Annotated in this window: 23 protein-coding genes and 2 tRNA genes; 13 read left to right on the plus strand and 12 right to left on the minus strand. The window is 67.9% G+C overall.

The features are described from left to right. Positions 1–123 precede the first annotated feature (123 nt). The 4 genes from LTV02_RS09930 to LTV02_RS09945 all read left to right on the plus strand — a co-directional run bounded on the left by LTV02_RS09930 (position 124) and on the right by LTV02_RS09945 (position 2,124). A complete protein-coding gene (locus LTV02_RS09930; RefSeq protein ID WP_233039715.1) occupies positions 124–1,008 on the plus strand; it encodes an alpha/beta fold hydrolase in 885 nt (294 codons plus the stop codon). Between the two features lie 157 nt (positions 1,009–1,165). After that, a tRNA-His gene (locus LTV02_RS09935) sits at positions 1,166–1,243 on the plus strand. Position 1,244: 1 nt separating this feature from the next. Beyond that, positions 1,245–1,322, plus strand: a tRNA-OTHER gene (locus tag LTV02_RS09940). Positions 1,323–1,335: 13 nt separating this feature from the next. Then, positions 1,336–2,124 (plus strand): SDR family oxidoreductase, encoded by a 789-nt coding sequence (locus LTV02_RS09945; protein WP_233039716.1) that lies wholly within the window; start codon positions 1,336–1,338, stop codon positions 2,122–2,124. A gap of 6 nt (positions 2,125–2,130) precedes the next feature. On the opposite strand, the gene LTV02_RS09950 is transcribed toward LTV02_RS09945, so the two are convergent. Continuing rightward, positions 2,131–3,852, minus strand: coding sequence for an N-acyl-D-amino-acid deacylase family protein (locus tag LTV02_RS09950; protein WP_233039717.1), 1,722 nt, complete (start codon positions 3,850–3,852; stop codon positions 2,131–2,133). Between the two features lie 71 nt (positions 3,853–3,923). Beyond that, the gene (locus LTV02_RS09955) at positions 3,924–4,523 is read right to left on the minus strand and encodes a TetR/AcrR family transcriptional regulator (RefSeq protein WP_233039718.1); all 600 of its coding nucleotides are present in this window, start codon (positions 4,521–4,523) and stop codon (positions 3,924–3,926) included. A 51-nt stretch (positions 4,524–4,574) separates the two neighbouring features. On the opposite strand from LTV02_RS09955, the gene LTV02_RS09960 reads away from it, so the two are divergent. From LTV02_RS09960 to LTV02_RS09980, 5 genes are all read left to right on the plus strand, one after another. After that, positions 4,575–5,408 carry an alpha/beta fold hydrolase gene (locus LTV02_RS09960; protein ID WP_233039719.1) on the plus strand — a complete coding sequence of 278 codons (834 nt, stop codon included), beginning with the start codon at positions 4,575–4,577 and terminating at the stop codon, positions 5,406–5,408. Positions 5,409–5,673: 265 nt separating this feature from the next. Continuing rightward, positions 5,674–6,957, plus strand: coding sequence for a sensor histidine kinase (locus LTV02_RS09965; RefSeq protein WP_233039720.1), 1,284 nt, complete (start codon positions 5,674–5,676; stop codon positions 6,955–6,957). Then, the gene (locus LTV02_RS09970) at positions 6,957–7,388 is read left to right on the plus strand and encodes a roadblock/LC7 domain-containing protein (protein WP_067708506.1); all 432 of its coding nucleotides are present in this window, start codon (positions 6,957–6,959) and stop codon (positions 7,386–7,388) included. The genes LTV02_RS09965 and LTV02_RS09970 overlap by 1 nt, the downstream gene beginning before the upstream one ends. Then, positions 7,385–7,732 (plus strand): DUF742 domain-containing protein, encoded by a 348-nt coding sequence (locus LTV02_RS09975; protein ID WP_067708509.1) that lies wholly within the window; start codon positions 7,385–7,387, stop codon positions 7,730–7,732. Before LTV02_RS09970 ends, LTV02_RS09975 begins: the two co-directional genes overlap by 4 nt. Continuing rightward, complete coding sequence (locus LTV02_RS09980) at positions 7,707–8,321, plus strand: GTP-binding protein (RefSeq protein ID WP_233039721.1); 615 nt, start codon at positions 7,707–7,709, stop codon at positions 8,319–8,321. Before LTV02_RS09975 ends, LTV02_RS09980 begins: the two co-directional genes overlap by 26 nt. Here LTV02_RS09980 and LTV02_RS09985 read toward each other — a convergent pair. Continuing rightward, positions 8,308–8,622 (minus strand): hypothetical protein, encoded by a 315-nt coding sequence (locus LTV02_RS09985; RefSeq protein WP_233039722.1) that lies wholly within the window; start codon positions 8,620–8,622, stop codon positions 8,308–8,310. The genes LTV02_RS09980 and LTV02_RS09985 overlap by 14 nt on opposite strands. A 118-nt stretch (positions 8,623–8,740) precedes the next feature. Here LTV02_RS09985 and LTV02_RS09990 point away from each other — a divergent pair, with 118 nt between their 5' ends. Next, a complete protein-coding gene (locus LTV02_RS09990) occupies positions 8,741–10,333 on the plus strand; it encodes a serine/threonine-protein kinase (protein ID WP_233039723.1) in 1,593 nt (530 codons plus the stop codon). 201 nt (positions 10,334–10,534) lie between these two features. Continuing rightward, on the plus strand, positions 10,535–12,703 hold the full coding sequence (gene helR / locus LTV02_RS09995; protein ID WP_233039724.1) for an RNA polymerase recycling motor ATPase HelR: 2,169 nt from the start codon (positions 10,535–10,537) through the stop codon (positions 12,701–12,703). A gap of 22 nt (positions 12,704–12,725) precedes the next feature. Here the strand turns inward: helR and LTV02_RS39220 are convergent, their stop codons facing one another. The 5 genes from LTV02_RS39220 to LTV02_RS10020 are packed head-to-tail and all read right to left on the minus strand — an operon-like array spanning position 12,726 to position 17,661. Continuing rightward, the gene (locus LTV02_RS39220; RefSeq protein ID WP_408639396.1) at positions 12,726–13,964 is read right to left on the minus strand and encodes a site-specific integrase; all 1,239 of its coding nucleotides are present in this window, start codon (positions 13,962–13,964) and stop codon (positions 12,726–12,728) included. 59 nt (positions 13,965–14,023) lie between these two features. After that, positions 14,024–14,455 carry a nitroreductase family deazaflavin-dependent oxidoreductase gene (locus LTV02_RS10005; RefSeq protein WP_233039725.1) on the minus strand — a complete coding sequence of 144 codons (432 nt, stop codon included), beginning with the start codon at positions 14,453–14,455 and terminating at the stop codon, positions 14,024–14,026. Then, entirely contained in the window at positions 14,455–15,189 is a 735-nt protein-coding gene (locus LTV02_RS10010; protein ID WP_233039726.1) for a haloacid dehalogenase-like hydrolase, read from the minus strand. The genes LTV02_RS10005 and LTV02_RS10010 overlap by 1 nt, the downstream gene beginning before the upstream one ends. A 14-nt stretch (positions 15,190–15,203) precedes the next feature. Further along, positions 15,204–16,802 carry a murein biosynthesis integral membrane protein MurJ gene (gene murJ, locus LTV02_RS10015; protein WP_233039727.1) on the minus strand — a complete coding sequence of 533 codons (1,599 nt, stop codon included), beginning with the start codon at positions 16,800–16,802 and terminating at the stop codon, positions 15,204–15,206. Positions 16,803–16,857: 55 nt separating this feature from the next. Continuing rightward, the gene (locus LTV02_RS10020) at positions 16,858–17,661 is read right to left on the minus strand and encodes a class I SAM-dependent methyltransferase (RefSeq protein ID WP_233039728.1); all 804 of its coding nucleotides are present in this window, start codon (positions 17,659–17,661) and stop codon (positions 16,858–16,860) included. A gap of 81 nt (positions 17,662–17,742) precedes the next feature. Here LTV02_RS10020 and LTV02_RS10025 point away from each other — a divergent pair, with 81 nt between their 5' ends. Continuing rightward, positions 17,743–18,318: a TetR/AcrR family transcriptional regulator gene (locus LTV02_RS10025; protein ID WP_233039729.1), complete on the plus strand. Its 576-nt coding sequence runs from the start codon at positions 17,743–17,745 to the stop codon at positions 18,316–18,318. Positions 18,319–18,344: 26 nt separating this feature from the next. On the opposite strand, the gene LTV02_RS10030 is transcribed toward LTV02_RS10025, so the two are convergent. The 4 genes from LTV02_RS10030 to LTV02_RS10045 form a co-directional block, all read right to left on the minus strand. Further along, entirely contained in the window at positions 18,345–19,142 is a 798-nt protein-coding gene (locus LTV02_RS10030; RefSeq protein ID WP_233039730.1) for a HugZ family pyridoxamine 5'-phosphate oxidase, read from the minus strand. A gap of 26 nt (positions 19,143–19,168) precedes the next feature. Further along, positions 19,169–20,026, minus strand: a complete 858-nt coding sequence (locus LTV02_RS10035; protein ID WP_233041541.1) for an alpha/beta fold hydrolase — start codon at positions 20,024–20,026, stop codon at positions 19,169–19,171. A gap of 133 nt (positions 20,027–20,159) precedes the next feature. Next, complete coding sequence (locus LTV02_RS10040; protein WP_233039731.1) at positions 20,160–20,669, minus strand: zeta toxin family protein; 510 nt, start codon at positions 20,667–20,669, stop codon at positions 20,160–20,162. Next, positions 20,666–21,244, minus strand: coding sequence for an NUDIX domain-containing protein (locus LTV02_RS10045; RefSeq protein WP_233039732.1), 579 nt, complete (start codon positions 21,242–21,244; stop codon positions 20,666–20,668). The genes LTV02_RS10040 and LTV02_RS10045 overlap by 4 nt, the downstream gene beginning before the upstream one ends. A 226-nt stretch (positions 21,245–21,470) precedes the next feature. Here LTV02_RS10045 and LTV02_RS10050 point away from each other — a divergent pair, with 226 nt between their 5' ends. Beyond that, positions 21,471–22,967, plus strand: coding sequence for an FAD-dependent monooxygenase (locus LTV02_RS10050; RefSeq protein ID WP_233039733.1), 1,497 nt, complete (start codon positions 21,471–21,473; stop codon positions 22,965–22,967). Positions 22,968–22,983 lie beyond the last annotated feature (16 nt).

Below are 22,983 nucleotides of genomic sequence, written 5' to 3' on the forward strand. Positions count from 1 at the left end.
GGCTCGCAATGTATCGACCGTGTAAGCGCAAGCGGCGGCGCCACCTCGGCACACCAGCTTTACTGGTACGGCCATACCAAGTCTGTGATACGGTCGTACCATCAACGATGATGAGGGGTGGCCATGGCCAAGATCGGGCGGTTCAAGAACGAGCAGGCGCGGACGGACTTCCTGCGGTTCTACGCGGAATACGAAGCGACCTGCACGGTTCCCGCGACCACAACGGACGTCTCGACCTCCTTCGGGTCCACGCATGTGCGCATCACCGGATCAGGCACCGCGACCCCGGTCGTACTGCTGCACGGTCTCGGCGGCAACAGTCTCTACTGGCAGAAATACGTCGAGCGGTTCGGTGACCGCAAGGTCTACGCGCTCGACACCATCGGCGCCGCCGGCCGCAGCGTGCAGACCGAGCCGCTGAAAGGGGAAGAGTCCTTCGCCATCTGGTTCACGGACGTCCTCGATGCTCTCGGCCTCGACCGTGTCCATGTGGTCGGGCTCTCGCACGGCGCCTGGCACGCCGCTCTCATCGCGCTGCACGCGCCCGACCGCCTGGCCTCCCTCACCATGATCGAACCCGGTGGCATGTTCGCCAAACCCAAGACGAGTGTCCTGCTGAAAATGCTCTGGCTCGGCATCCAAGGACCGGAGAAGGGCTTCCGCAAAGCCGGCGAATGGCTCACCCCCGGCGTCACTCTCACCGAGCTCGAAACCCGAGGCGCCAAAGCGGCACTCGGCTACCGTATGGGCCTCGGCTGGGCGCGAGTGCTGAAAGACGAAGAGCTGCAAGCTCTCTCGACCCCGGCCCTGGCGATCTGCGGCGCGGAATCCATCGTCTCGTCCCCGGAAATCACTGCCCGCCGCCTGTCCGAGCACGCCCGTCACGCCGAAACCGAAATCTTCCCCGATACGGCCCATGGCGTTCTCGACCAGATTCCCGATCAGGTCATCTCCCGAATCCGGACCTTTCTCGGCGCGCACGACTCCGCCCCCGCCGAAATTCGGTAGCGGCCGCCCCCCCGAACCCGGTTACAGTTCCACCCGACGAATCCCACCGAGACGGAAAGGCACGGCCATGACTCGCATCCCGACCACCCCGCTGCCTTTCTCATATCTCCTCCCGGAACCCGCACCCCTCCATCAGCATTCGGCGCACTGATCCACGCTGAGCGAAGCCGAAGCGGTCGAGGCACCAGTTTGTGGTACTGGTCATCAGCGGGTTCGAGTCCCGTCGCTCAGCCCAGGAGGGCGAGGAGCCTGGTGGCTCAACCTGTCTGTAAAACAGGTGCTTTCGCGGGTGGGTTCGATCCCCACCGCCCTCACTACAGTGGTGTGATGATGTCGCATGGTGCAGCCGGCCGGACCTATGTGGTGACCGGATCGGCGTCGGGGATCGGGGCGGCGACGGCCGCATTGCTGCGCGGGCGGGGTGCGAAGGTGATCGGGTGTGACCTCGAGAATGCCGAGGTGTGCGCCGATCTGTCGACGCCGGAGGGGCGGCGGTCGCTGGTCGATCAGGTCAGTGCGTACGGGACGATCGATGCGGTGCTCGCGATCGCCGGGGGCGGGCGGACCGGGCTGCTGGAGACGAATTATTTCGGGGCGGTGGCGACGTTGGAAGGGTTGCGGCCGTTGCTGGCGGAGAGTTCCGCGCCCCGGGCGGTGGCGGTGTCGTCCACCTCGTCGCTGGCTCCTGCGGACGAGCGGATCGTGCAGGCCTGCTTGGACGGGGACGAGGCCGCGGCGGTGGAGTATCTGGCGGCCGATCCGATCGGCGGCGGGCCCACCGGTGGGTACGGGATTGCCAAGCGGGCCTTGAACAGGTGGGTGCGGCGGGTCGCGCCGACGCCGGAGTGGGCGGGCGCGGGCATTGCGTTGAACATTGTCGCTTCGGGCGTGGTCGATACCCCGGCGGCGGCGTGGATCTTCGCCGACGAGCAGGTGCGGGTGGCGATCGAAGGTGCTGCGCCGCAACCGTTCGGCGGGTTTCCGGGGCGGCCGGAGTGGATCGCCGAACTCATCTGCTGGCTGGCCGGACCGGAGAATCGGTTCGTCACCGGGCAGGTCGTTTTCGCGGACGGCGGTTCGGAGGCCGCGGCGGTGGGCGACCTGCACTGGCGGTAGCCGCGGCTACGTTGCGGTGAGGAATCGTCCGGCGTGCAGGGTGGTGCCGAAGCCCGGGGTGAATTCGCCGCTGGCGTAGACGAGTTGGCCGTTGACGATGGTGGCGGTGACGGCGGCGTCGTTGCGGTTGACCATGCGATCGATGTGCCTTTCGCCGGGGTAGGGGGCTTCGGCGTAGGCGCCGGCGGATCCGTCGAAGCCGGCCGGGTCGATGACGGTGACGTCGGCGCGGGTGCCGGGGCGGAGGTAGCCGGCGTCGAGGCCGTACCAGTCGGCGAGTTCGCCGGTGAGGCGGTGCACGGCCTGCTCGACGGGCATGAAGCCGCGGTGGTGCACGCGTTCCAGCAGGCGGATGCCGAAGTTGTAGAAGGCCATATTGCGCAGGTGGGCGCCGGAATCGGCGAAACCCACCTGGACGTGGGGGGACTGCTGGAGGGTGTCGAGGACGTCGTCGCGGTCGTTGGCGATGGTGGTGCGCCAGCGCAGTTTCGTGCCGTGCTCGACGGTGAGGTCCAGGAGGGCGTCGGCCGGGTCGATATCGCGGCCGCGGGCGACTTCGGCGAAGGACAGTCCGATGACGGAAGTGTCGGGGCAGGAGACGATTTCGGCGTCGTCGAGGTCGCGATGCCAGACTCGGGGGCCGAAGCGTTTCGAGACGTCCTTGCGGAACTGTCGGCGGTAGGTTTCATCGGCCAGCAGGTCGTTGCGGTCCAGCACATCGCGGATGTTGAGAGCCGCTGCGCCGGAACCGAATTCCTCGAAGATGACCAGGTCCACGCCATCGGCGTACACCTCGAACGGAACCGGCAGGTGCTGCCAGCGGAAATCGCCGCCCGCGCGGTTGGTCACGGCCGCGACGGCGGTGGCGGCGCGGGCGACGGTGCGATCGGCTTTGATGTCCGCGGCCGAGATCAGGGTCGTCTTCAAAGGTTTGCGGCCCGGGCGGCCGAGGCTCTGCTGCAGGTAGAGAGCGATCTCGGCACGGCTGTTCAGGTTCGGGGTGCTCTGATGCACCCGTCCTCGTTCCCGCAGTACCGAATTGAGCGCGCGGTACTCCTTCCAGGTCGCGTAGGTGGAGGGCAATTGGCGTGCGGGATACCGGGTACCGTCCAGTTTGGAGAACGAACTGCGGATGGTGGACAGTCCGACGAACCCGGCATCGAGGGCGTCGGTGAGCATTCGCCGCATGCGATCCAGTTCCGTGCGCGTGGGCCGCTCGGCGGCATCGACCGATCGGCCCAGACCCATGACGGCGGCCCGGATATCGGAATGACCGAGGAACGCCGCCACATTCACGCCCAGCGGCAAGGCATCGATCGCCCGCGCGTACCCGGCCGGATCCGCCCAGGTCTTGGCTTGTTTCACCGCATCCAGCACGAGCTCACGCGGCAGCGCCTCGACCCGGGCGAACATATCGGCACAGTCGTCGGCGTCGCTGTACACCGTCGACAGCGAGCAGTTGCCGAGCACGATGGAGGTGACCCCGTGCCGTGCCGACTCGCCCAGCCCGGGACTCAGCAGCACTTCCGCGTCGTAGTGGGTGTGCACATCGAGCAGGCCGGGCATGACCCACCGCCCTCGCGCGTCGATGGTCCGCGCACCCTCGGCCAGTCCGGGCGCGACCGCGGCGACCACCCCCGCGCGTATCCCGACATCCGCGGCGATCGGCGCGGCGCCGGTCCCGTCGAACACCGAACCCCCACGGATGACGACGTCGAATTCCACCATCGCGGTTCACCTTCTGACTGAGACAACCGTTCCGCCGATACTGGCGAGTGTCGGCCGCCGGGCCCGGTGTGTCAATGTCGTACGGCGCGTGCGAGTATCGATTCCACCTGGGCGCCCATGGCCGCGCCCGCCGCGTGCAGCGGTTCGCTCGACCGCAGTGTCCGGCTCAGGATGAACGCCCCTTCCAGCGCCGCGAGTATCGCCAGGATGAGCGCCCGCGCCTCGCTCGCCTCGACGCCGCGCGCGATGAAATACGTTGTGCCCTCGTCGATCCAGGACGTGATGACCTCCGCCGCGACGGCCCGCAGCTCCGGTTCGCTGTCCGCGATCTCCCCGGCCACGGTGCCGACCGGACACATATTGAGCCATCCGCCCTGCTCGATCACCTCGGCGGCGGCGGTGAACGCGGCCGGCACCGCCACCCGCAGCTCCTCGTGCGGATCCATCAGCAAGGGCAGCAGCTGGATGTACGCCGCCCCGGAACTGCGCAGGGCCTCCGCCGCGATCTGCGGCTTCCCACCCGGGAAGTGGTGATACAGCGAACCCATCTGCGCCTGCGCCGCTTCGGTGATCTGTTTGACCGTGATCGCGCTGTACCCCCGCACGCGCATCAGCTCCGCGACGGCCGTCACCAGCCGCTCCCGGGTATTCGTTGACATCTTCTCCGCCACTGCACCAGACTAGAGCAAAAGCTCTAGAGCAAACGCTCAAATGGAGGGGTTATGCCGAGAATCGACCTGCCCGCCGGACCGATCCATTACAAAGACCAAGGTCAGGGCCCTGTCGTCGTCCTGTTGCACGGCCTGCTGATGAACCACACGGTGTGGGATGAAGTGCTTCCGCTGCTGCCGGAAGGCTTCCGCTACGTCCTGCCGGACCTGCCCCTGGGCGCGCATCCGGAACCGATGCGCGAGGACGCGGACCTGAGCATGCGCGGCCTGAATCGACTGATCGCCGATTTCCTGGCCGCCCTCGACCTGACCGCCGTCACCCTCGTCCACAGCGATTGGGGCGGCGCGCTGTTCCTCACCGCTTACGGCATGGACGAGCGCGTAGCAAACCTGATCGTCCTGCCCTGCGAGGCATTCGGCAATTTCCCGCCCGGCCTGCCCGGCAAGACCGCCATCGTCGCCGCTCGCCTCCCCGGCGGAATCGCGCTCGCGCTCCGGCAATTGCGCATCCCGTTCCTGCGCAACAGCCCACTCATGTTCGGCTGGATGGCCAAACGCCCGCTGTCCGACGAATTGGTACGCGGATGGACCGAACCTGGATTACGGGACAAGCGCATTCGGCGCGATCTGCTCTCCTATACCCATTCCCGCTTCCGCAAACCCGAACTCGTCGCGAATACCGAAGCGCTTCGCGACTTCTCGGGCAATGCTCTCGTCCTGTGGTCGTCGGCGGGCAAGGTGATGCCCCGGGAGCACGGCCGCCGGCTCGCGGCCCTGCTGCCCAAGTCGACCCTCGTCGAGCTGGACGACGCCTACGTGCTGTCCATGTTGGACCGTCCCGCCGCGGTCGCCGCCGCCATGGGTGAGTTCCTGACGCAATCCTGATCGAATCCCGAGTCGTTCCCGCGGGACGCCGCGGCGGGTGACCGACCCGCTATCGACCGTCCCGGACAGGCGATATCGTCCCTGGTCTCCGTGCCGACCGTCAAATCGACTGGGCCACAGTAGGTCTTGAAGCCTGCATCGCGATAGTGTCGAATTACTTGGCGTCAGAAATGATTCTGCTAGGGTGGCTGCGCCGAGCCTCGGATCGGACGGGAACGACAAGAGAATTGATGAATCCAGAGACACTGCCGCAGTCCTCGCGTGGGTGCTCGCTGCCGCGCTCGTCCTTGCCCTCGCCGCCGCGGGATTCGCGTGGCGCGCGGTCGCACAGCAACGATCCCGCGCACGGGAGCTCCGGCAGGAGCTGGCCGCGCAGCAGGAGGCGTTCGAACGCGAACTCGATGCCCGCGAGGCCGACCTCGCCCAGCGTGAGGCGGCCGCACAGCAGGCCGCCGCGCAGGCCGCCGTCGCCGCGCGCGGGGAAACCGAGATCGCCGCGCGCGAGGTGACCCGGGCCGCGGTGCGCGCCTTCGGCACCTCCGTGGTGAGCATCGGCGCCGACGTGGGCCAGGTGCTCAGCGGTGCGCTGCGTGTGCATCGCGACGACGAGGTGTACGAAACCCTCACGCGCATCGACCATTCCGTACAGCAGATGGTCCGCCAGGCGCAGTCCTATGTGATCGTGTGCGGCGGCCTGCCCGGCCGGCGCTGGCCGCAGCAGACGCTGACCGACGTGGTCGGCGGCGCGATCGGCCGCGTGCGCGACTTCACCCGGGTGCGCCCGACCCAGCTGGATCGCCCGGTGGTCAGCCGCGCGGTGGAACCGCTGGTGCACACCATCGCGACGCTGCTCGACAACGCGCTGCGCTATTCCCCGCCCACCTCGTTCGTGGATGTCGGCTTCCAGGAAGGCCATCACGGTGTCACGGTGATCATCGACGACGCCGGCGTGCGGATGAACGCCGAACAGCTCGAAGAGGCCCGCCAGTTGCTGGCGGGGGAGCGCACGGTCGATATCCACCAGCTGGGCCCCTCGCCGCGCGTGGGCATTCCGGCGGTGGCGGCGCTGGCGCGGCGCTACGGTTTCGCCGTGTACGTAGACGGTCCCAATGTGTACGGCGGTATGCGGGCGATGGTGTTCGTGCCCGACACGCTGCTGGTCGCCGGTGCGGCCGGCCCGGACACCGTGCAGGTCTCGCCGATCCCGGTGTCCTCCATGGTCGTCGAATCCCCGCGCCCGGCCGCCCCGGTGGAACCGGTGGCGCTGGTGCAGACGCCGCCCGCGGTCGCCCCGGCTCCCGTCGCCCTGGTTCCCGAACCGGCCCCCGCGCCGGTATCGATTGTCCCGGAGCCGGATTCGGCCGACGCGCCGAACGACATCACTCCGGGCGGCCTGCCCAAACGCCGCCGCCGCGCGGTGAGCGCGGTCCCCACCGAGTCCGCGCTCACCACCGGCCCGGCTCGCCCCGAAGTCGTCGCCGCCTGGCACAGCGGCTCCCAGCGCGGCCGCGCGGCCGCGATCGACCAATCCGAAGGGATGCGTTCCTGATGTCCACACCCGGTACGGCGGTCACCGACAGCAACAAACTGGCTTGGCTTCTCGAAGACCTCAAGGTCACCGGGGTGCGCTTCGCCGTGCTGCTGTCCGAGGACGGCCTGCGGATCTCCAATACCCGCGGTATCACCATCGACGATGCCGAACGTTTCGCCGCCGCCGCCTCCGGGCTGCGGTCGCTAGGCAAGGCGCTCGCCGAATTCTGCGGCGGCGTGGCCGATAACGGGGTGCGGCAGTCCATGACCGAATACGGCGAGGGGATGATCTTCATCACCGCCGCCGGCGCGGGTGCGCTGCTGGGTGTTTCGACCACCCACGATGTGGACGTCAGCCTGATCGCGCATCGGATGAACGAACTGGCCGTGCGGGTCGGTCACGAACTCGGCAGTATGTCGCGTAACCGAGCGGACGCCGGACGCCCATGAGCCGCCCCCGGCGCGATCCGGACCTGGTCCGGGCGTATGTGCGCACGGGTGGGCGGTCGCGGCCGACGCGCCACCTGGATCTGGTGACACTGGTTGTCTCCGCGAAGGATCCGGGGGTGGGCGCGTCGACCGACGCCCGCCGCATCATCGAGGTGTGCCGACGCGGCGCGCTCTCGATCGCCGAACTCTCGGCATATCTGGACCTGCCCCCGTCCGTGGTGAAGATCGTGACAGCCGATCTCCTCGACAGCGGTCACCTGGTCGCCCCCGCTCCGGCAGAAGTACTGCCGGACACCGCTCTGCTCGAGGAGGTACTCAATGGGCTCCGCGCTCTCGCCGTCTGAGCTCGTTGTCGACTATGTGCCGCAGACCGTGACCCGATCGGTGAAGTTGCTGGTAGCCGGCAACTTCGGCGTCGGGAAGACCACGTTCGTCGGCAGCGTGTCGGAAATCCGGCCGCTGCGCACGGAGGAGACGATCACCGAGGCCAGCGTCGGCATCGACGATATGGCCGGCCTGCCCGGAAAATCCACCACCACCGTCGCGATGGATTTCGGCCGTATCACGCTGAATTCGCAGCTGGCGCTCTACCTGTTCGGCACACCCGGGCAACGCCGGTTCCTGCCCATGTGGGAGGAACTGTCGGTCGGTGCGCTGGGCGCGCTGGTGCTGGTCGACACCCGCCGCATCGAGAAGGCCGACGAAGTGCTGTCGGTGCTCGAGGAACGCGGCGTGCCCTACTCGGTGGCGGTCAACGAATTCGAAGGCGCGCAACGGTTTCCCCTCGAGGAGATCCGCGACGCCCTCGATCTCGCCCCCGGCACCCCGCTCACCAGCCTCGACGCCCGCGATCGCATGCGCAGCCTGCAATCGCTGATCACGTTGGTGGAGTATCTGTTCCAGCGGCAGACCACCGGTCTCACAGGACGTTGAACGGAGCCTCCCGCGGACCTTGATCCAGCGGGATGCTCCAGCCGGGGCCGGTGGCGGGCAGCGTCCACACCGGACCCGGGCTCGGCGGCTGCGCGCAGTCCGGCGGTAACTGCACGGGCGGCGGGGCCGGCGCGGGATCGGGTACGGCGGGAGCCGGTGCGCCGCAATCGAGCACGCACGATCCGGGCGGACCGGGCACTCCGGGTTGCGGATAGTTCGGATCCGGCACGGCGAGGAGCCCGATCGTCGGCACGCTGACCACCGCCGTCACCCCGAATCCGATCGCGACAAAGAGCGCCATCGACTCGACTCCCTTCCTCGAAGCTGCGACAGGCTGGCGATAGCCGTTGCCGGGCCGGATAAACCCGCCGGTATCGCCCGGACCGGCTACGTGGCGGGCGGGAGTTGTCGGTACGCTCATGCACCGTGACGCCGGGGCTGTTGCCGTCCTGGCCGCGGTGGGTAGGAGGTTGTTCGTGCCGCTGCTGCACGGGAATGTGTTGGCCGGCTACACCATCGAGCGATTGCTCGGGGTGGGCGGTATGGGGGCGGTATATCTGGCGCGGGATCCGCGAAGTGACCGGTCGGTTGCGTTGAAGGTGTTCAATGACGCGTTCGCGGCGCGGGAGCAGGGGCGCACGGCGTTCGCGCGCGAGGCCGGATTGCTGGCCGGGCTGGACCATCCGAATATCGTGGGGGTGGCCGATCACAGCGGGAGCGGCGATGAGCAGCTCTGGATCGCAATGGAATTCATCGACGGGATCGACGCGGCGCGACTGATCGTCGACGGGGGCGCGCTGCCGCCGGAGCGGGCGGTCGAGTTGATCACGCAGGCGGCGGACGGCTTGGCGCACGCGCATACGGCCGGGGTGGTGCACCGGGATGTGAAGCCGGCGAATCTGCTGGTCGAGCCGTCGGATTCGGGGGACGAGCGAGTGCTGGTCACCGATTTCGGGATCGCCCGGGCGCTGGGGGAGACCGCGACCGCGGGGAATATGACGGCGACTTTCGCCTATGCCGCGCCCGAGCGGTTCCAGGACGCGCCGATCGACGAACGGGCGGATGTGTATTCGCTCGGGTGCACGCTGTTCGAATTCCTCACCGGGCAGCCGCCGTTTCCGCGCAATGATCCGGCCGCGGTCATGATGGCTCACCTGTTCGAGCCTGCGCCGCCGGTGAGTGCGATTCGCCCGGAGTTGCCGGCCGCGCTCGATGCGGTGCTGGCGACCGCGCTGGCCAAGGATCCGGCCGAGCGGTACGCGGATTGCCGGGCCTTCGCCAATGCCGCGCGTCTCGCCCTGACGACGACCGATTCGCCGTCACCGGCCGCGCTCACCACCGGCGGCTCCTCTGCGCTGACCACTGACGGCTCCTCTGCGCTGGCCACCGACGGCCCGTCCGCGCCGACCGTCGACGGCCTGTCCGCGCCGACCGTCGACGGCCTGTCCGCGCCGACCGTCGACGGCCTGTCCGCGCCGACCGTGCACGGCCCGTCCACGCCGACCATCGACGGTCCGTCCGTGCTGACCGCCGCCGGTACCGGTGTGCCGCCCGCAGCGGCCCGGCCCGTACTCACCCGCCGTCCGCGCGTCCTCCCGGTGAGTCTCGGAACCGCCGCGGCCGCGACGCTGCTCGCCGGTGGTGTTGCGGTGCTCGCCTTCGCCATGTCGCCCGGCCGGGATCATTCCCACGGCAGCGCAACAACTCCCGCCGCCGCACCCCAGTCGCCCGCCACCTCGCAGGTTCCCGATCGCGTGCCCGTGGCCGCGCCCGCCCAGGTCCCCTCGGCGCTCACCGAATCGACCCCGGCCATCGAACCCGTTGTGGCAGAAGATGTTTCCGCGGCAGCGCACGCCCAATGCCAAACCTACGTGCTGCTCGTCCAGCAGAACGGTCTGGAAGGCGCACTCGCGACCCTCGAAGCCGAGCCGTCCTGGGCTCTCGCCACACCCGCGGAGCAGGCGATCGCGCGCGAAGCGGTCCGGTTGGCTGCACGCGGAGAATGCTCCTGAGGCTGCCCGCTCGCCGGCGAGCGGAAACGCTTCCTGGATGGCCAGCTCGCCGGCATCGAAAACGCTCCTGAAATGGAAATAGGAAGGAGATGCACTCCTTCCCACTTCTAACTTATATCGCACCCCGGGGCTTGCGGCAAGACCCCGGGTATGCCGCAGAATCGCTCATCGAAGCTCGAACCTGCGGAAATGGAGTTGTGAATGGGTGCTGCCGACGTGAACTCGCCGACCATCGATGCGTTCGATCTTCCGGAGCGGCTCGCCGCCAAGGCCGATCCGGCGCTGATCGCCGCGGACCGCCGTCACTTCGCGGCCATCGGGGCCAGTCTCGAACAGTCCATCGCGGATCTGTCCGACCGGCTCGAGGCCGTGCGCAAGGCGCCGGTATCGCTCGGGCAGGAAGCCGTGGAACGGGACTACGAGGTCCGTCAGCTCAATAACCGCCTGCGTGGCCTGCGTCGCTTCGGTCTGGATCTGTGCCTCGGGCATTTCGTGCGCGCGGACGATCCGGAGCCGGTGTACGTGGGACGGCTCGGGCTGACCGACAGCGCGGGCGAGCGGCTGCTGGTGGACTGGCGTTCGCCGGCGGCGGAACCGTTCTTCGCCGCCACGCACGGCAATCCGATGGGGTTGATCCGCCGCCGCCGGTATCGCTGGACGCTGGGCCGGATCAGCGACTATTGGGACGAAGTGTTCACCGCCGATGAGCTGGAACACAATGCCGCGCTCGACGACCAGTCGGCGTTCATCGCCAGCCTGGGCAGTAATCGGTCGGCGCGCATGCGGGATGTGCTGGGGACCATCCAGGCGGATCAGGACGCGATCATTCGCGCTGGTTCGCAGGGTGCGCTGGTGGTCGACGGCGGTCCGGGTACCGGTAAGACCGTGGTGGCGTTGCATCGCTCGGCGTACCTGCTCTACGCCGATCCGCGGCTGGGGCATCGCCGGGGCGGGGTGCTGTTCGTGGGCCCGTCGCGGCCGTACCTGTCCTATGTGGCCGATATCCTGCCCAATCTCGGTGAGGAGGGCGTGCAGTCCTGCACACTGCGCGATCTGGTGACCGAGGGCGCGACGGCGCGCATCGAATCCGATCCGGAGGTGGCGCGGTTGAAATCGTCCGCGGCGCTGGTCGGAGCGATCGACGCGGCCGTGAAGTTCTACGAGACGCCGCCGAAGAAGGGCATGACGGTGGGCACCGACTGGGCCGATGTGTGGCTGAGCCCTTCGGATTGGGCCGAGGCGTTCGACGCGCCCGAGCCCGGCACCCCGCACAACGAGGCGCACGAGCAGATCTGGGAAGTGCTGGTCAGCATCCTGGCCGACAAGCACGACGACGATATTCCGCTCGATGAACTGCGCGAATCCCTGTGGCGGAACAAGGAATTGCGTAAGGAGCTCAATAACGGCTGGACGCTGATCGAGGCGGCGGACCTGGTCGCCGATCTATGGTCGGTGCCCGCCTACCTGCGCAAGTGCGCGCCCTGGCTGACCGCCGAGGAGGTACGCACGCTCCAGCGCGCCGATGCCAAGGATTGGACCGTCTCCGACCTGCCTCTGCTCGACGCCGCCCGGCTGCGGCTCGGCGATCCCGAAACCGACCGGCGCAAACGGCAATACGAGGCCACCGTCGCGGTCGAACGCGCTCGCATGATCGATGTCATCGGCGACCTGATCGCCTCGGCCGTGCACGACGACGGCGAGGGACTGATGACCATGCTCCGGCAGCAGGACCTCAAGGACAGCCTGGTGGACGAATCCGCCCTGCCCACCGTCGAACCCGATCAGCTGGCCGGGCCCTTCGCGCATGTCGTGGTGGACGAGGCGCAGGAACTCACCGACGCCGAATGGCAGATGCTGTTGCAGCGCTGCCCTTCCCGCAGTTTCACCATCGTCGGCGACCGCGCCCAGGCGCGGCACGGTTTCGTGGAATCGTGGCAAGAGCGCCTGGAGCGGGTCGGCTTCGACCGGGTCACGGTGGCGGGCTTGACCATCAACTACCGCACCCCCGAGGAGGTCATGGCCGAGGCCGCCCCGGTCATCCGCGCCGCGCTCCCGGACGCCAATGTGCCCACCTCGATCCGCAGCAGCGGCATCCCGGTGGTGCACGGCCCGGCCTCGGACCTGCCTTCCATTCTCGATGCCTGGCTGGCCGGACACGAGGAGGGAATCGCCTGCGTCATCGGCGATCCGGGCTTCGAGTCCACGGCGCGGGTCCGTTCGCTGACCCCGGAGACCGCGAAGGGCCTCGAATTCGACCTGGTCGTGCTCGTCGATCCGCAGGACTTCGGGACGGGCATCGAAGGCGCGGTCGACCGCTACGTGGCGATGACCCGGGCGACCCGGCAGCTGGTCGTGCTCACCTCGTCCTGAACTCGGGTACGGAAAAGCGCTGTCACAGGCCGAGTTTGGTGACGGCGTTGTCTTCCAGGGGATTGGCGGTGCGGATGTAGCCGTGCACGGTGCGCGGGTTGGACCAGCGGCCCTGCCGCATGATCTCGCGGTCGCTGGCGCCGCCCAGGGCGGCCTGGGTGGCGAACCCGGCGCGCAGGGAGTGGCCGGAGAACAGGTCGGGGTCCAGGCCGGCGCGGGCGGCATAACGTTTCACCAGTTCGGCGACGGCGCGGCCGGACATGGCGGTGTCGCCGATGCCGCCGTGGCGGGAAATCGCCGGGAAGAGTGGGAGATCCGGGTCGGTGAGGGTGGTGCCGGTGAATCCGTGACAGCGGTGGATGGCGGTGGCGGCCGGCTCGCCGTCCACCCAGGCGGACAGGGCGAGCGGGTGCGCGGCGTGGGCTTCGCGCAGGCGGATCCAATCGGCGAAGGCGCAGACCGGGCAGGTGTGCGGGCGCTGGCCGCGGGGCAGCACGACGCGTTGTTCGCTGACGCCGGTCGGGTCGGTCTTGGTGGTGGGCAGTTGCAGCAGCAGCATCGGTTCGCCGCTGGTGTGATCGGTGTCGACGCGGACATCCGAAATGCGCAGGCCCGCAAGCTCGCTGCGGCGGAGGGCGCCGGCGAAACCGACGAGCAGCAGCAGGCCGTCGCGGCGGCGGGCGGGTTCGGTCGGCCAGCCGGGTGCCGGCAGTTCGGCCAGGAGTTGATCCAGGGTGTGCAGCAGCACGGGGCGTTTGCGTTTGGGTTGGGTGCGGCGGGTGCGGCGAATACCGCGCAGCGTCAGGCGGACGACATCGGCCCTGGTCGGAGACGGCAGTCCGTTGGCGGCGTGCACGGCGGCGATCGCGGCGGCCTTACGTTCGAGTGTGGCGGCGCTGAAAGCCCATTCGCCGTTGTCGCGCCGGGCGTCGGCGGCTGCCGCGAGATAGACGGCCACATCCAGCGGGTCCGCGGGTAAGGCCTGTCGTGATTCGCCGAGGCACCAGCCCGCCCAGGCGATCCAATCCGTGCGATAGGCACGCAAGGTATTCGCTGATTGTGACGCTTCCAGATACCGGCGCAGCGATCCGGCCTGATCGTCGTCGAAGCGTTCCCGAACCAATTGCAGCGCTGCGGTATCCACCAGCACGCTGCGCACACCCCGCCGCAGTTCGGTGCGGACCGCGTCCGGCACCGCGATGATCGCCCGGCCCCCCGCGCGTTCACCGTTCTCGGACTCCCCGCCGTGCTGCGATTCCATCCGGCCGACCATGCCCCCGACCCTACGTCACCCCGGTCGGTCGGTCCTCGACCGCGGACCTACTCGGCGCGGGACAGCACCACGATCGGAATCTCCCACGGCACCTTGGCCTGGAAGTCGGCCACGAACGGCGCCATCGCAACCACGCCCGCCCAGAGCCGTTGCCGTTCCGCCCCGCTCGCGACCTCGGCGACCACGGTCCAGTTCTCGTCTCCGACCTCCACCGACGCGGCCGGATCCGCCACCAGATTGTGATACCACCCGGGCCGATTCGGTCGGCCGCCATTGGCCCCGAAAACGACCAGCCGCTCCCCATCACGTAGATAGGCGAGCGGCCAGGTTCGCGATTTCCCGGTTCGCGCGCCGGTCGTGGTCAGCAGCAATAGGTCCATGCTCGCGAACTGCCCACCGACCTTTCCGCCATTGGCCCGAAACTCCTCTATGACGCCCCGATGTAATTCCTGCCGTGCCGTATCAGCCATGCCGACCATCAACCATCCTGTGTCCCAATATATTTCGTGATCGACCGGATCGTATCGGAAAGGGCGCGGGTGTCGGTGAGATCAGCGAGGACCGCATGCGCATCGACCAGACTCCGCGGATCCGCACCACCCGCGGCCACCGCGATCACCCGCGCTCCACCCTCCAGCGCCGCGCGGATATCCCCCGGGCTGTCACCGATGAGAACGGTGTTGTGCGGTCCGAACCCGGCCCCGAACCGGGCACTCGCCCGGGCTTGCGCGAGCGGCACCAGCGCCGGTCGATGGCCATCGTCATCCCCATAAGCCCCGGCCTCCAGATCCAAATGGGCGTCCAGCCCGAACGTTTCGAGCTTCATCCGTGCGATAGGCCGGGTATTGCCGGTCAACACCGACTGATGAATACGCGGGTCCTCCGCCAGATCCCGCAGAGCACCGGCCGCCCCGGGCATCAACAGCCCGGTCCCACGCAACTCCGCCTGCCGCCCGGCATAGTCCTTCTCGAACGCCGCCGCGAACTCCGAAAACGCCGGCGCCCGAGCAACATTGTTCATCTCCAGCGCTGCCGCATAAATCTCGATATCGGTCCGCCCGGTAGCCGGCGGCATGTGCGCCAACTCCAGCCCCGTCACCAACTCGAAAGCAGTCGCAAAAGCAGCATTACCCACCCCGCGCGAGATGAGCAGCGTGCGATCGATGTCCCAGAGCACGAGTATCGGACTGTCGGCATCAGAACTGAATGTCATGCATTGTCCTCGGATCAGGCGGTCAACAAGGCTCGGGCATTACGGATTTCGGGAATACCGATCAATTTGGCGGCCAGTAGGAACATGGCGGCACCGAGAGCGGCACCTGCGCCGAGCATGAGGATATCGGCCGCCGGTCGACCCGGCAGGGCATGGCGGGTGAACAGCATGGCGACCAGGCAAGCCCAAGCCGCTGCGGTGCTGGCCCAGACGACCCGGGTGAAAGTATCGGCGACCCGGGTGAACCCGAGAAGTCCATAGCGTCGGCGCAGCAGCAGGTGACCGGTCGCCGCGCCTGCGGTGCAGGCGAGTGCGCTTGCGACGCTGAGCATCACGACCACCGTCCGGTCCGGAAGATAGGCTGCCGAAAGCACGATGACGATTACTTTGACGCCGACCATGACGAGATTGACGAGGGTGGGGGTGCGAGTATCGCGGTTGGCGTAGAAGATTCGCATTTGCAGCATGACCAGGGCAAAGGGCGCCAGGCCGAAGGCGGAAGCGGCGAGTGCGGCACCGATCAGGCGAGCCGAGTCGGGAGCCACCCGTCCCGTGAACACGACTTCGGCGAGAGTCGGGCCGAGCAGGATGAATGCGGCTGTGGCGGGGATCAGCGCGACCACGAGGTAGCGGGCGCCCCGCCCCAGGTCGGCGACGACAGCCGCATGGTCGTTCGCTGCGGCGGCCCGGGCGATACGCGGCATGAGAATGGTGACCAGGGATGCCGCGAGAATGCCGTAGGGAACCTGGAGCAGCAGATCCGCGTACATGGTGACGGATACGCCGGCGTGCGCGAACGCGACCCGCATACTGACCGCCACACCGATCTGACTGACGGCGGCGTAGGCCAGCAGCCAGCCCAGTATCGGGAGTCCGGCACGGACGGGCCGCAGCGTGTACGGGACGGGGCGGGCCTGCCAGTTCCAATGGAATCCACTGCGGCGGAGTGCCAGAATCACCCAGCACGCTTGACCGGCGATGCCCGCGGTGGTGCCAAGGCCGAGGGTGAGGAGCTGTGCGGTGGTGATGGTGGCGGGCGTCAGCGTGACCGGGCCGGGCAAAAGCGCGAAAACGGCGCAGGTCAGCAGGACGACCACATTGTTGACCACGGGCGCCCAAGCCGCCGCGGCGAAGCTGTCGCGAACATTCAGGACCGCGGTGGCCAGCACGGCGACGGCGTAGAAGAAGATCTCCGGCATCAGGAGATACGCGAACAAGGTCGCAAGATGGCGCTGCTCGGGGTCGGTGACGACGCCGCGCACGATGAGCGGTGCACAGGCGACAGCCGCCACGGTGAGCAGTGCCGCGGCCAGCAGTGCCGCCATCAGTAGTCGCTGGGTGAACTCGTGGGAGTGCTTGCGGCCGTGGCGGCGAGCGCGCGTCAGGATCGGGACGATCGCGCTGGCGAAGACGCTGCCCAGCAGAAGTTCGTAGACCATATTCGGCAGATTGTTCGCGCCGTTGTAGGCATCGCCCACCGCTGCCGCGCCGAGCAGTGCGGCCAAGGCGAGAGTGCGGGCGAACCCGGTGATGCGGCTGACCGCACCGGCCAAGGCGACGTGGCCGCCGGCCCGGGCCAGGGTGCTGGGATTGGCGTTCGTCGGGGAAGGCATCGCTTCCGATGCTGCCGTGCTGGAGTGATCTTCGCCAGCAATCGGTTCTGGATGGTCAGATGGTGGCGGTGATCGCGAGGGCGGTGTAGGGCATGGTGAAGGTTCCGCCTCGGGCGTCGATGGCGGCGCCGACTGCTTCGAGGATGGGGGCTTGTTGGGCGGGGGAGAGGCGGGTCAGGGCGCCTTGGGTGGGGAGCATGTCCAGCCAGGCTTCTCGGGTGTAGTCGAGGGTCCAGTCGAAGCGCCATTGTTCGGGGGCGGTGAAGCGGGTGGTTTCGCGGATTCCCTTGGCGGCGAGGTCGATCATGCGTTGGTAGGCGTCCAGGGCGGAGGTTGCGGCGCCGGGGTCGAAGGGGGAGTCGGGGACGGCGCGGCGGAAGGCTGTGACGAAAGCTTCGGTGATGGGGGCGGGGGGTTGGAAGGCGTTCCAGAACAGTACGATTCGGCCGGTCGGGCGGAGGGCCCGGGCTGCTTTGGCGGCGCCGGCGAGCGGGTCGATCCAATGCCAGGCCTGGGCGGAGATGACGGCGTCGAAGGTGCGGCCGGCGGGGTCCCAGTTCTCGATGGTCGATATCTCGGTGGTGACGCCTGTGCGCCTGGCGTATTCGGCCATGCGGGGATCCGGTTCGACGCCGAGGACTCGGCAGCCTCCGGCTTGGAGCTGGCGGGCGGCTATGCCGGTGCCGCAGCCGATATCGAGGATCTCGGGGCCGGGGCTTTCGGTGATGATGCGGTGGATGAGCGCTTGCGGGTAGTGGGGGCGGGTGCGGTCGTAGCGGTCGGGGTCTATGCCGAAGGATTCCGCTACCTGCCGTAACCGGTGGGGTTCGGGTGGTTCTTCCGGTCGTATAGTGGGCATGTGCCCACCATAGTGGGCGCTTGCCCACTCGGCAAGGAAAGTGGGTGCGGGAGAAGGGAATCGGGGACGGTGCCGACTGGTGTGGCTATTCGGGACGCGCGTGAGCAGTTGTTCGAGGCGGCGGAGCGGATTCTGGTGCGGGAGGGGCCGAGTGCGCTGACCAGTCGGGCGGTGACCGCCGAGGCCGGGTGTGCGAAGGGGGTGCTGCATCGGCATTTCGCGGACTTCGACGATTTTCTGGTCGAGCTGGTATGGGATCGGATCGCGCGGGTGCGGCGGCAGTCGGGTGAGTTGAGTGCGGCGGCGGGGGCGGGATCGGTGGTCGAGAACCTCACGGAGGCAATCACGCTGGCATTCGGGCCGGTTGCCGTGGCGGTTGTCAGCCTGGTTACGTTCCGGGACGAGGTGCGTGCCCGGCTGCGCGAGTCCCGGCCGGTCGGAATTCCGCTGGTTGCCGATATCAGCGAGATGATCGCGAACTATCTGACCGCTGAGCGTGCGCTGGGGCGACTGGAACAGTCCGCGGATATCGCCACGCTCGCACCCACTCTCGTCGGTGCGGGGCATCTGCTGTTCGCTGACCGCTCCGGAACTGCGCCCAGTCCAGAGGCCGTGCGGACCATGGTGGTGGCGGTCATCGGTGCGGCGGTGGGGTAGGTCGCGGGGGACCTACCCCGTTCGCATCACGCGTCTCGCGACAACCGCGTCAATTCGACAGTGGCCGCGCGCAATTCACCGATCGAGTCGATGGGCGAAACGTAGCCGACCCGGGTGACCGCCGCTCCGCGCGGCGTCGTCACTCGCAAATCCAATCCGAACCGGTCGGCTCGCTCGCATACCGCGGCGGTGGCATCGGGATAACCGCCCCGGGCCCGCGCCATGTCCAGCAGCGCATCCGCATGATCGTCGTTGAGATGCGTGATGGCTCGCCCTGCCGCCGGAATGATCGGATCCGCCACTGCCGCCGCGTAATCCTCGGCGCCGGCGGAATCCATCCGCCCGTACCCGCCGACCCATCGCACCCGCTCGACCCGCAATACCCACAGGGTGAAGTCCGAGAAGTCGATGTACACCTTCGCCGCGGGCACCGCCGCCAGATGCGCTTCCCGCGCCGCGATCGCTTCCTCCCCTTCCGGCCGCACCACCCGGCCGGCCAGGGTGACCCGCGCCGCCGCCAGCGGATCCGCGGGCAGCTCCGGCTGCACGATCGCCAGACTGGCCCGCGCATCGGCCGCGAGGTTGCGCCCGTGCTCGGCCATCCGGGACACGCACAGCACCGGCTGCCCGTCCAGCAGCCCGTACGTGACGAAAGAAGCCCAAGGCGTTCCGTCGCCACTCAACGTCGCCAAGGTCCCCGTATTGGTTCCCGCCGCAACGGTTCTGGCTTCATCGGCCGCCGACGGCCGGGCGGCATCCAGGACGTCCGTCAGCGGCGGCGCGATCGAAGGGGCATCGCCCGGGTCACCATGATCGAGAGGCATAGCTCGAAGGCTACGCGGTTCGCCGATCAGATTCGCCCGAGGAACTCCCGGATGTATCCCGCGATCTCGTCCCCATGGGTTTCCAGCGCGAAATGCCCCGCATCGAGCAGATGCAGCTCCGCGTCGGGCAGATCCCGCAGCCAAGCCCGCGCCCCGTCCGCCCCGAAAATCTCGTCGTGCTCACCCCAGGTGATCAACGTCGGCGGCTGGAATTCGGCAAAATACTTCTGAAATGCCGGGTATCCATCGAGATTCAGCTTGTAATCGGCGAACAATTGCAGCTGAATCTCCTTGTTCCCCGGCCGATCCAGATAATGCTGATCGAGCGTCCACGTATCCGGGCTCACGCTGGCGAGCCGATCCGCCGGCACCCCGTGCGTGTACTGCCACTTGGTGGCATCCAGCTCCAGTAGCTTCCGCACCTCCGGCTCATGCGTCGCCCGATCGTTGGCATGCGCGAACAGCACCTCCCAGAACGGCGTGAACCCTTCCAGATAGGCATTACCCGACTGAGTGATGATCGCCGTGACCCGCTCCGGATTCCGCGAAGCGATCCGCAACCCGATCGGCGCACCGTAATCCTGGATATACAGCGCGAACCGCTCCACCCCGAGCGTATCGAGCAACTCCAATGTGATCTCGGTCAGTTTCTCGAAGCTGTACTCGAACTCGTCGACGGCCGGCATAGCGGACTGCCCGAACCCGACATGATCCGGCGCGATCAAATGATAATCGGCGGCCAACGCCGGAATCAGATTCCGGAACATAGCCGAACTACTCGGAAACCCATGCAGCAGCACCAAAGTCGGCTTGGACTTATCCCCAGCCTCCCGATAGAAAACGTCCTGCCCCTGAACCTTCACAGTGCGATGCTGAACAGTCATCGATCCTTCTTCATCGAGATAAAACGCCCGACCGGACGCCCCCTCAACGTAAGCCCGCCCAACCCCCACCCCAGGGGACCGATCCCGCCGACAACCGGTCCCGACCCGCCACCCCATCCGAACGGAACCACCCCTACCGCCACCCCCGAACATCCCCCTCGATCCGCTCCACGATCGCCCCCAACTCCCAACCGACGTCCAACCGCACCTCCTCCACGAACGGCAACGGCTGCCACCCCCGATACCACTCCGCCATCTGCCCCACCGAAAACATCTGCGCCTGAGGCCGAGTCGCATGCCGCACCACGGTCTCCTCGAACGAGAGATCGAAACAGTAGTGCAGCGCACACCCCGCCACCCCACCCAACCGCTCCAACATCCCCCCATACCGCCCCGCATCGAGTATCCCCTCCACAATCACCACCAGCCCCCGCTCCAACCCGAACCTGGCAATGTGCTCGATCAACTCGACATTCACCCCACCCGAAACATCCCCCTCCCGCAACATCAGCCGCCGCACCGTATCCTGCTGCACCACAAGACATTCGGCCCGCCCGAACCGCTGCTGCACGGCCATTGCCGTGGTCGATTTGCCGGAGCCGGAGTTGCCGCGGATCACGACGAGGACGCTGGATTCGTTCACTGGGGCGCTCGGGTCTGGGCGAGCAGGGTGTTGAGTTTGCCGATGAAGCGGGGGAGGTGGGGGTCGGTGGGCGGGAGGCCGGAGGGGGTGAGGGGCCACCATTGGCCGCCGTCGAATTCGGTGGGGTCCAAGGGGTAGGTGCGGGTGTGGTCGCCGCGGATGACGTACCAGAGGGAGACGTCTATGTGGCCGGCGGTGAGGCCGACCGTTGTTGTCCAGGTGAGGAATACGGAGTGGGGGCCGACTACGTCGAAGGTGGGGGTGAGGGCGAGTTCTTCGACGGCTTCCCGGTGGGCGGTGGTGGACGGGTGTTCGCCGGGGTCTACGTGCCCGCCCATGGGGAGGTGGAGGCCGGCTTTGCGGTGGCGGCCGAGGTAGATGGCCTGGGCGTCGGGGTCGGTGAGGACGACGTAGGAGACCAGGTGAGGGGAAGGCGTGGCGGGTTTGGTGCGGCGGAAAATGTCGTCGGTGGAGTCGAGCCAGGCCGAAACCTTTGCGGCGTGGCGTTGTTCGAGCTCGTCGTACGGGGTGATACCTGCGATGAGGGCGGCTACCGCGGCGGTGGCAGGTTGCATGGGGGCGGAGCCTACGCGCGGGGTGTGACAGGGTGCGCCGAACGGCTGAATGGAACTGAGCGTTCTCTTTCCCTTTTCAAGGTATAACGCAGCGGGGGACTTGCCGCAAGGGGTGGGGGGTGGCGCAGAATCGCTTCTCGTTGTTGATCGAGTGCGGGAACGGGAGTGTGGATTGCGAGTCTTGGACACCGACGTGGTTATTGTCGGGGCGGGTCCTAGCGGGCTGATGCTGGCTTCCGAGTTGCGGCTGGCGGGGGTGCGGGCTGTGGTGCTGGAGCGGCATCCGGAGTTGTGGGATGTGCCGAAGGCCAGTGGGATCGGGGGGCGGATTCTGGATCTGCTGCGGTATCGGGGGTTGTTGGAGCGGTTCGAGGCGGTCAGTTCGGATCCTTATCCGCCGTTGCGGTTGCCGTTCGGGGGGATGCACCTGGACTTCACCCGGATGGCGGAGGCGCCGATGAAGGTGTTGCCCATGGCGCAGATGGAGATCGAGCGGTTGCTCGCCGCGCGGGGTGAGGAGTTGGGGGCCGAGATTCGGCGGGGGCATCGGGTGGATGCGGTGCGCCAGGACGAGGAGTCGGTGACGGCGGAGGTTACTGGGCCGGAGGGCGCTTATGCGGTGACGGCGCGGTATCTGGTGGCCTGTGATGGTGGGCGGAGCCGGATTCGCGAGATGGCGGGGATCGTGTTCTCGGGCACCACGTATCCGGAAGTGGTGCGGTTGGCGCAGGTTTCGGTGGGCGAGGGGGTGACCGTGTATGAGAACGGTGATCTCGAGGTCCCCGGATTCGGCCGGGTCGCGGCGGGATTCACGCGCACCGAGCACGGTCAGCTGGCATTCGCGAGCACGCCGGACGGGGCATTGCATCTCTCGACCACCGAGGACGAGACCGCGGAGTACGACGACGATGTGGTGATGACCCTGGAGGAACTGCAGGACAGCATTCGCCGGGTGCTCGGCGCGGAGATTCCGATGCGGGACGCGAAGCGGTTGTCGCGGTTCACCTTCAAGGATCGGCAGGCCGAACAGTATCGCGCCGGGCGGATCTTCGTGGCGGGCGATGCGGCGCATCTGTTCCCGTCCACCGGCGTCGCGCTCAATGCGGGCATGCTCGATACAGTGAACCTGGCGTGGAAGCTGGGCGCCGCGATCAACGGCTGGGCGCCCGAAGGGCTGCTGGACACCTATCACGACGAGCGTCATGCCGCCGGTGCCCGCACGCGGATGCAGGCGCGGGCTCAGGTCGCGTTGCGGCGCGGGCAGGACGCCGCGGCCGAGGCGCTGCGGGAGCTGTTCCAGGAGTTGACCACCGATGAGCCGGCACTGCGCCGGGTGGGTGATCTGATCGCGGGCAACTGCACTCGCTACCCCCAGTCGGGCTCCGAGGAGCATGCGCTGATCGGCACCTTCGCGCCTGATCTGACATTGCGGACCGAGCAGGGCGCGAGCAGTGTGGCGGCGCTGCTGCGCACCGCGCGGCCGCTCCTGCTGGTGCTGGCCGACCGTCCGGACCTGCGGGAGGCCGCCGAAGCCTGGCGGGATCGCGTCGAAATCCACACCGCCACAACGGATGAGCGTCCCGCCGACGCACTGCTCATCCGCCCGGACGCTCATATCGCCTGGGCCGCGGCCGTCGACGAACCCGCCGACTCGGCCGCGGATTCGCTGCGCCGGGCGCTCACCGGCTGGTTCGGTGCACCGCTGACCGCCGCCGTCCGGTAGTCCGGCCTCGGCTGCT

This window comes from Nocardia yamanashiensis, from assembly GCF_021183565.1.
Classification (GTDB): domain Bacteria; phylum Actinomycetota; class Actinomycetes; order Mycobacteriales; family Mycobacteriaceae; genus Nocardia; species Nocardia yamanashiensis.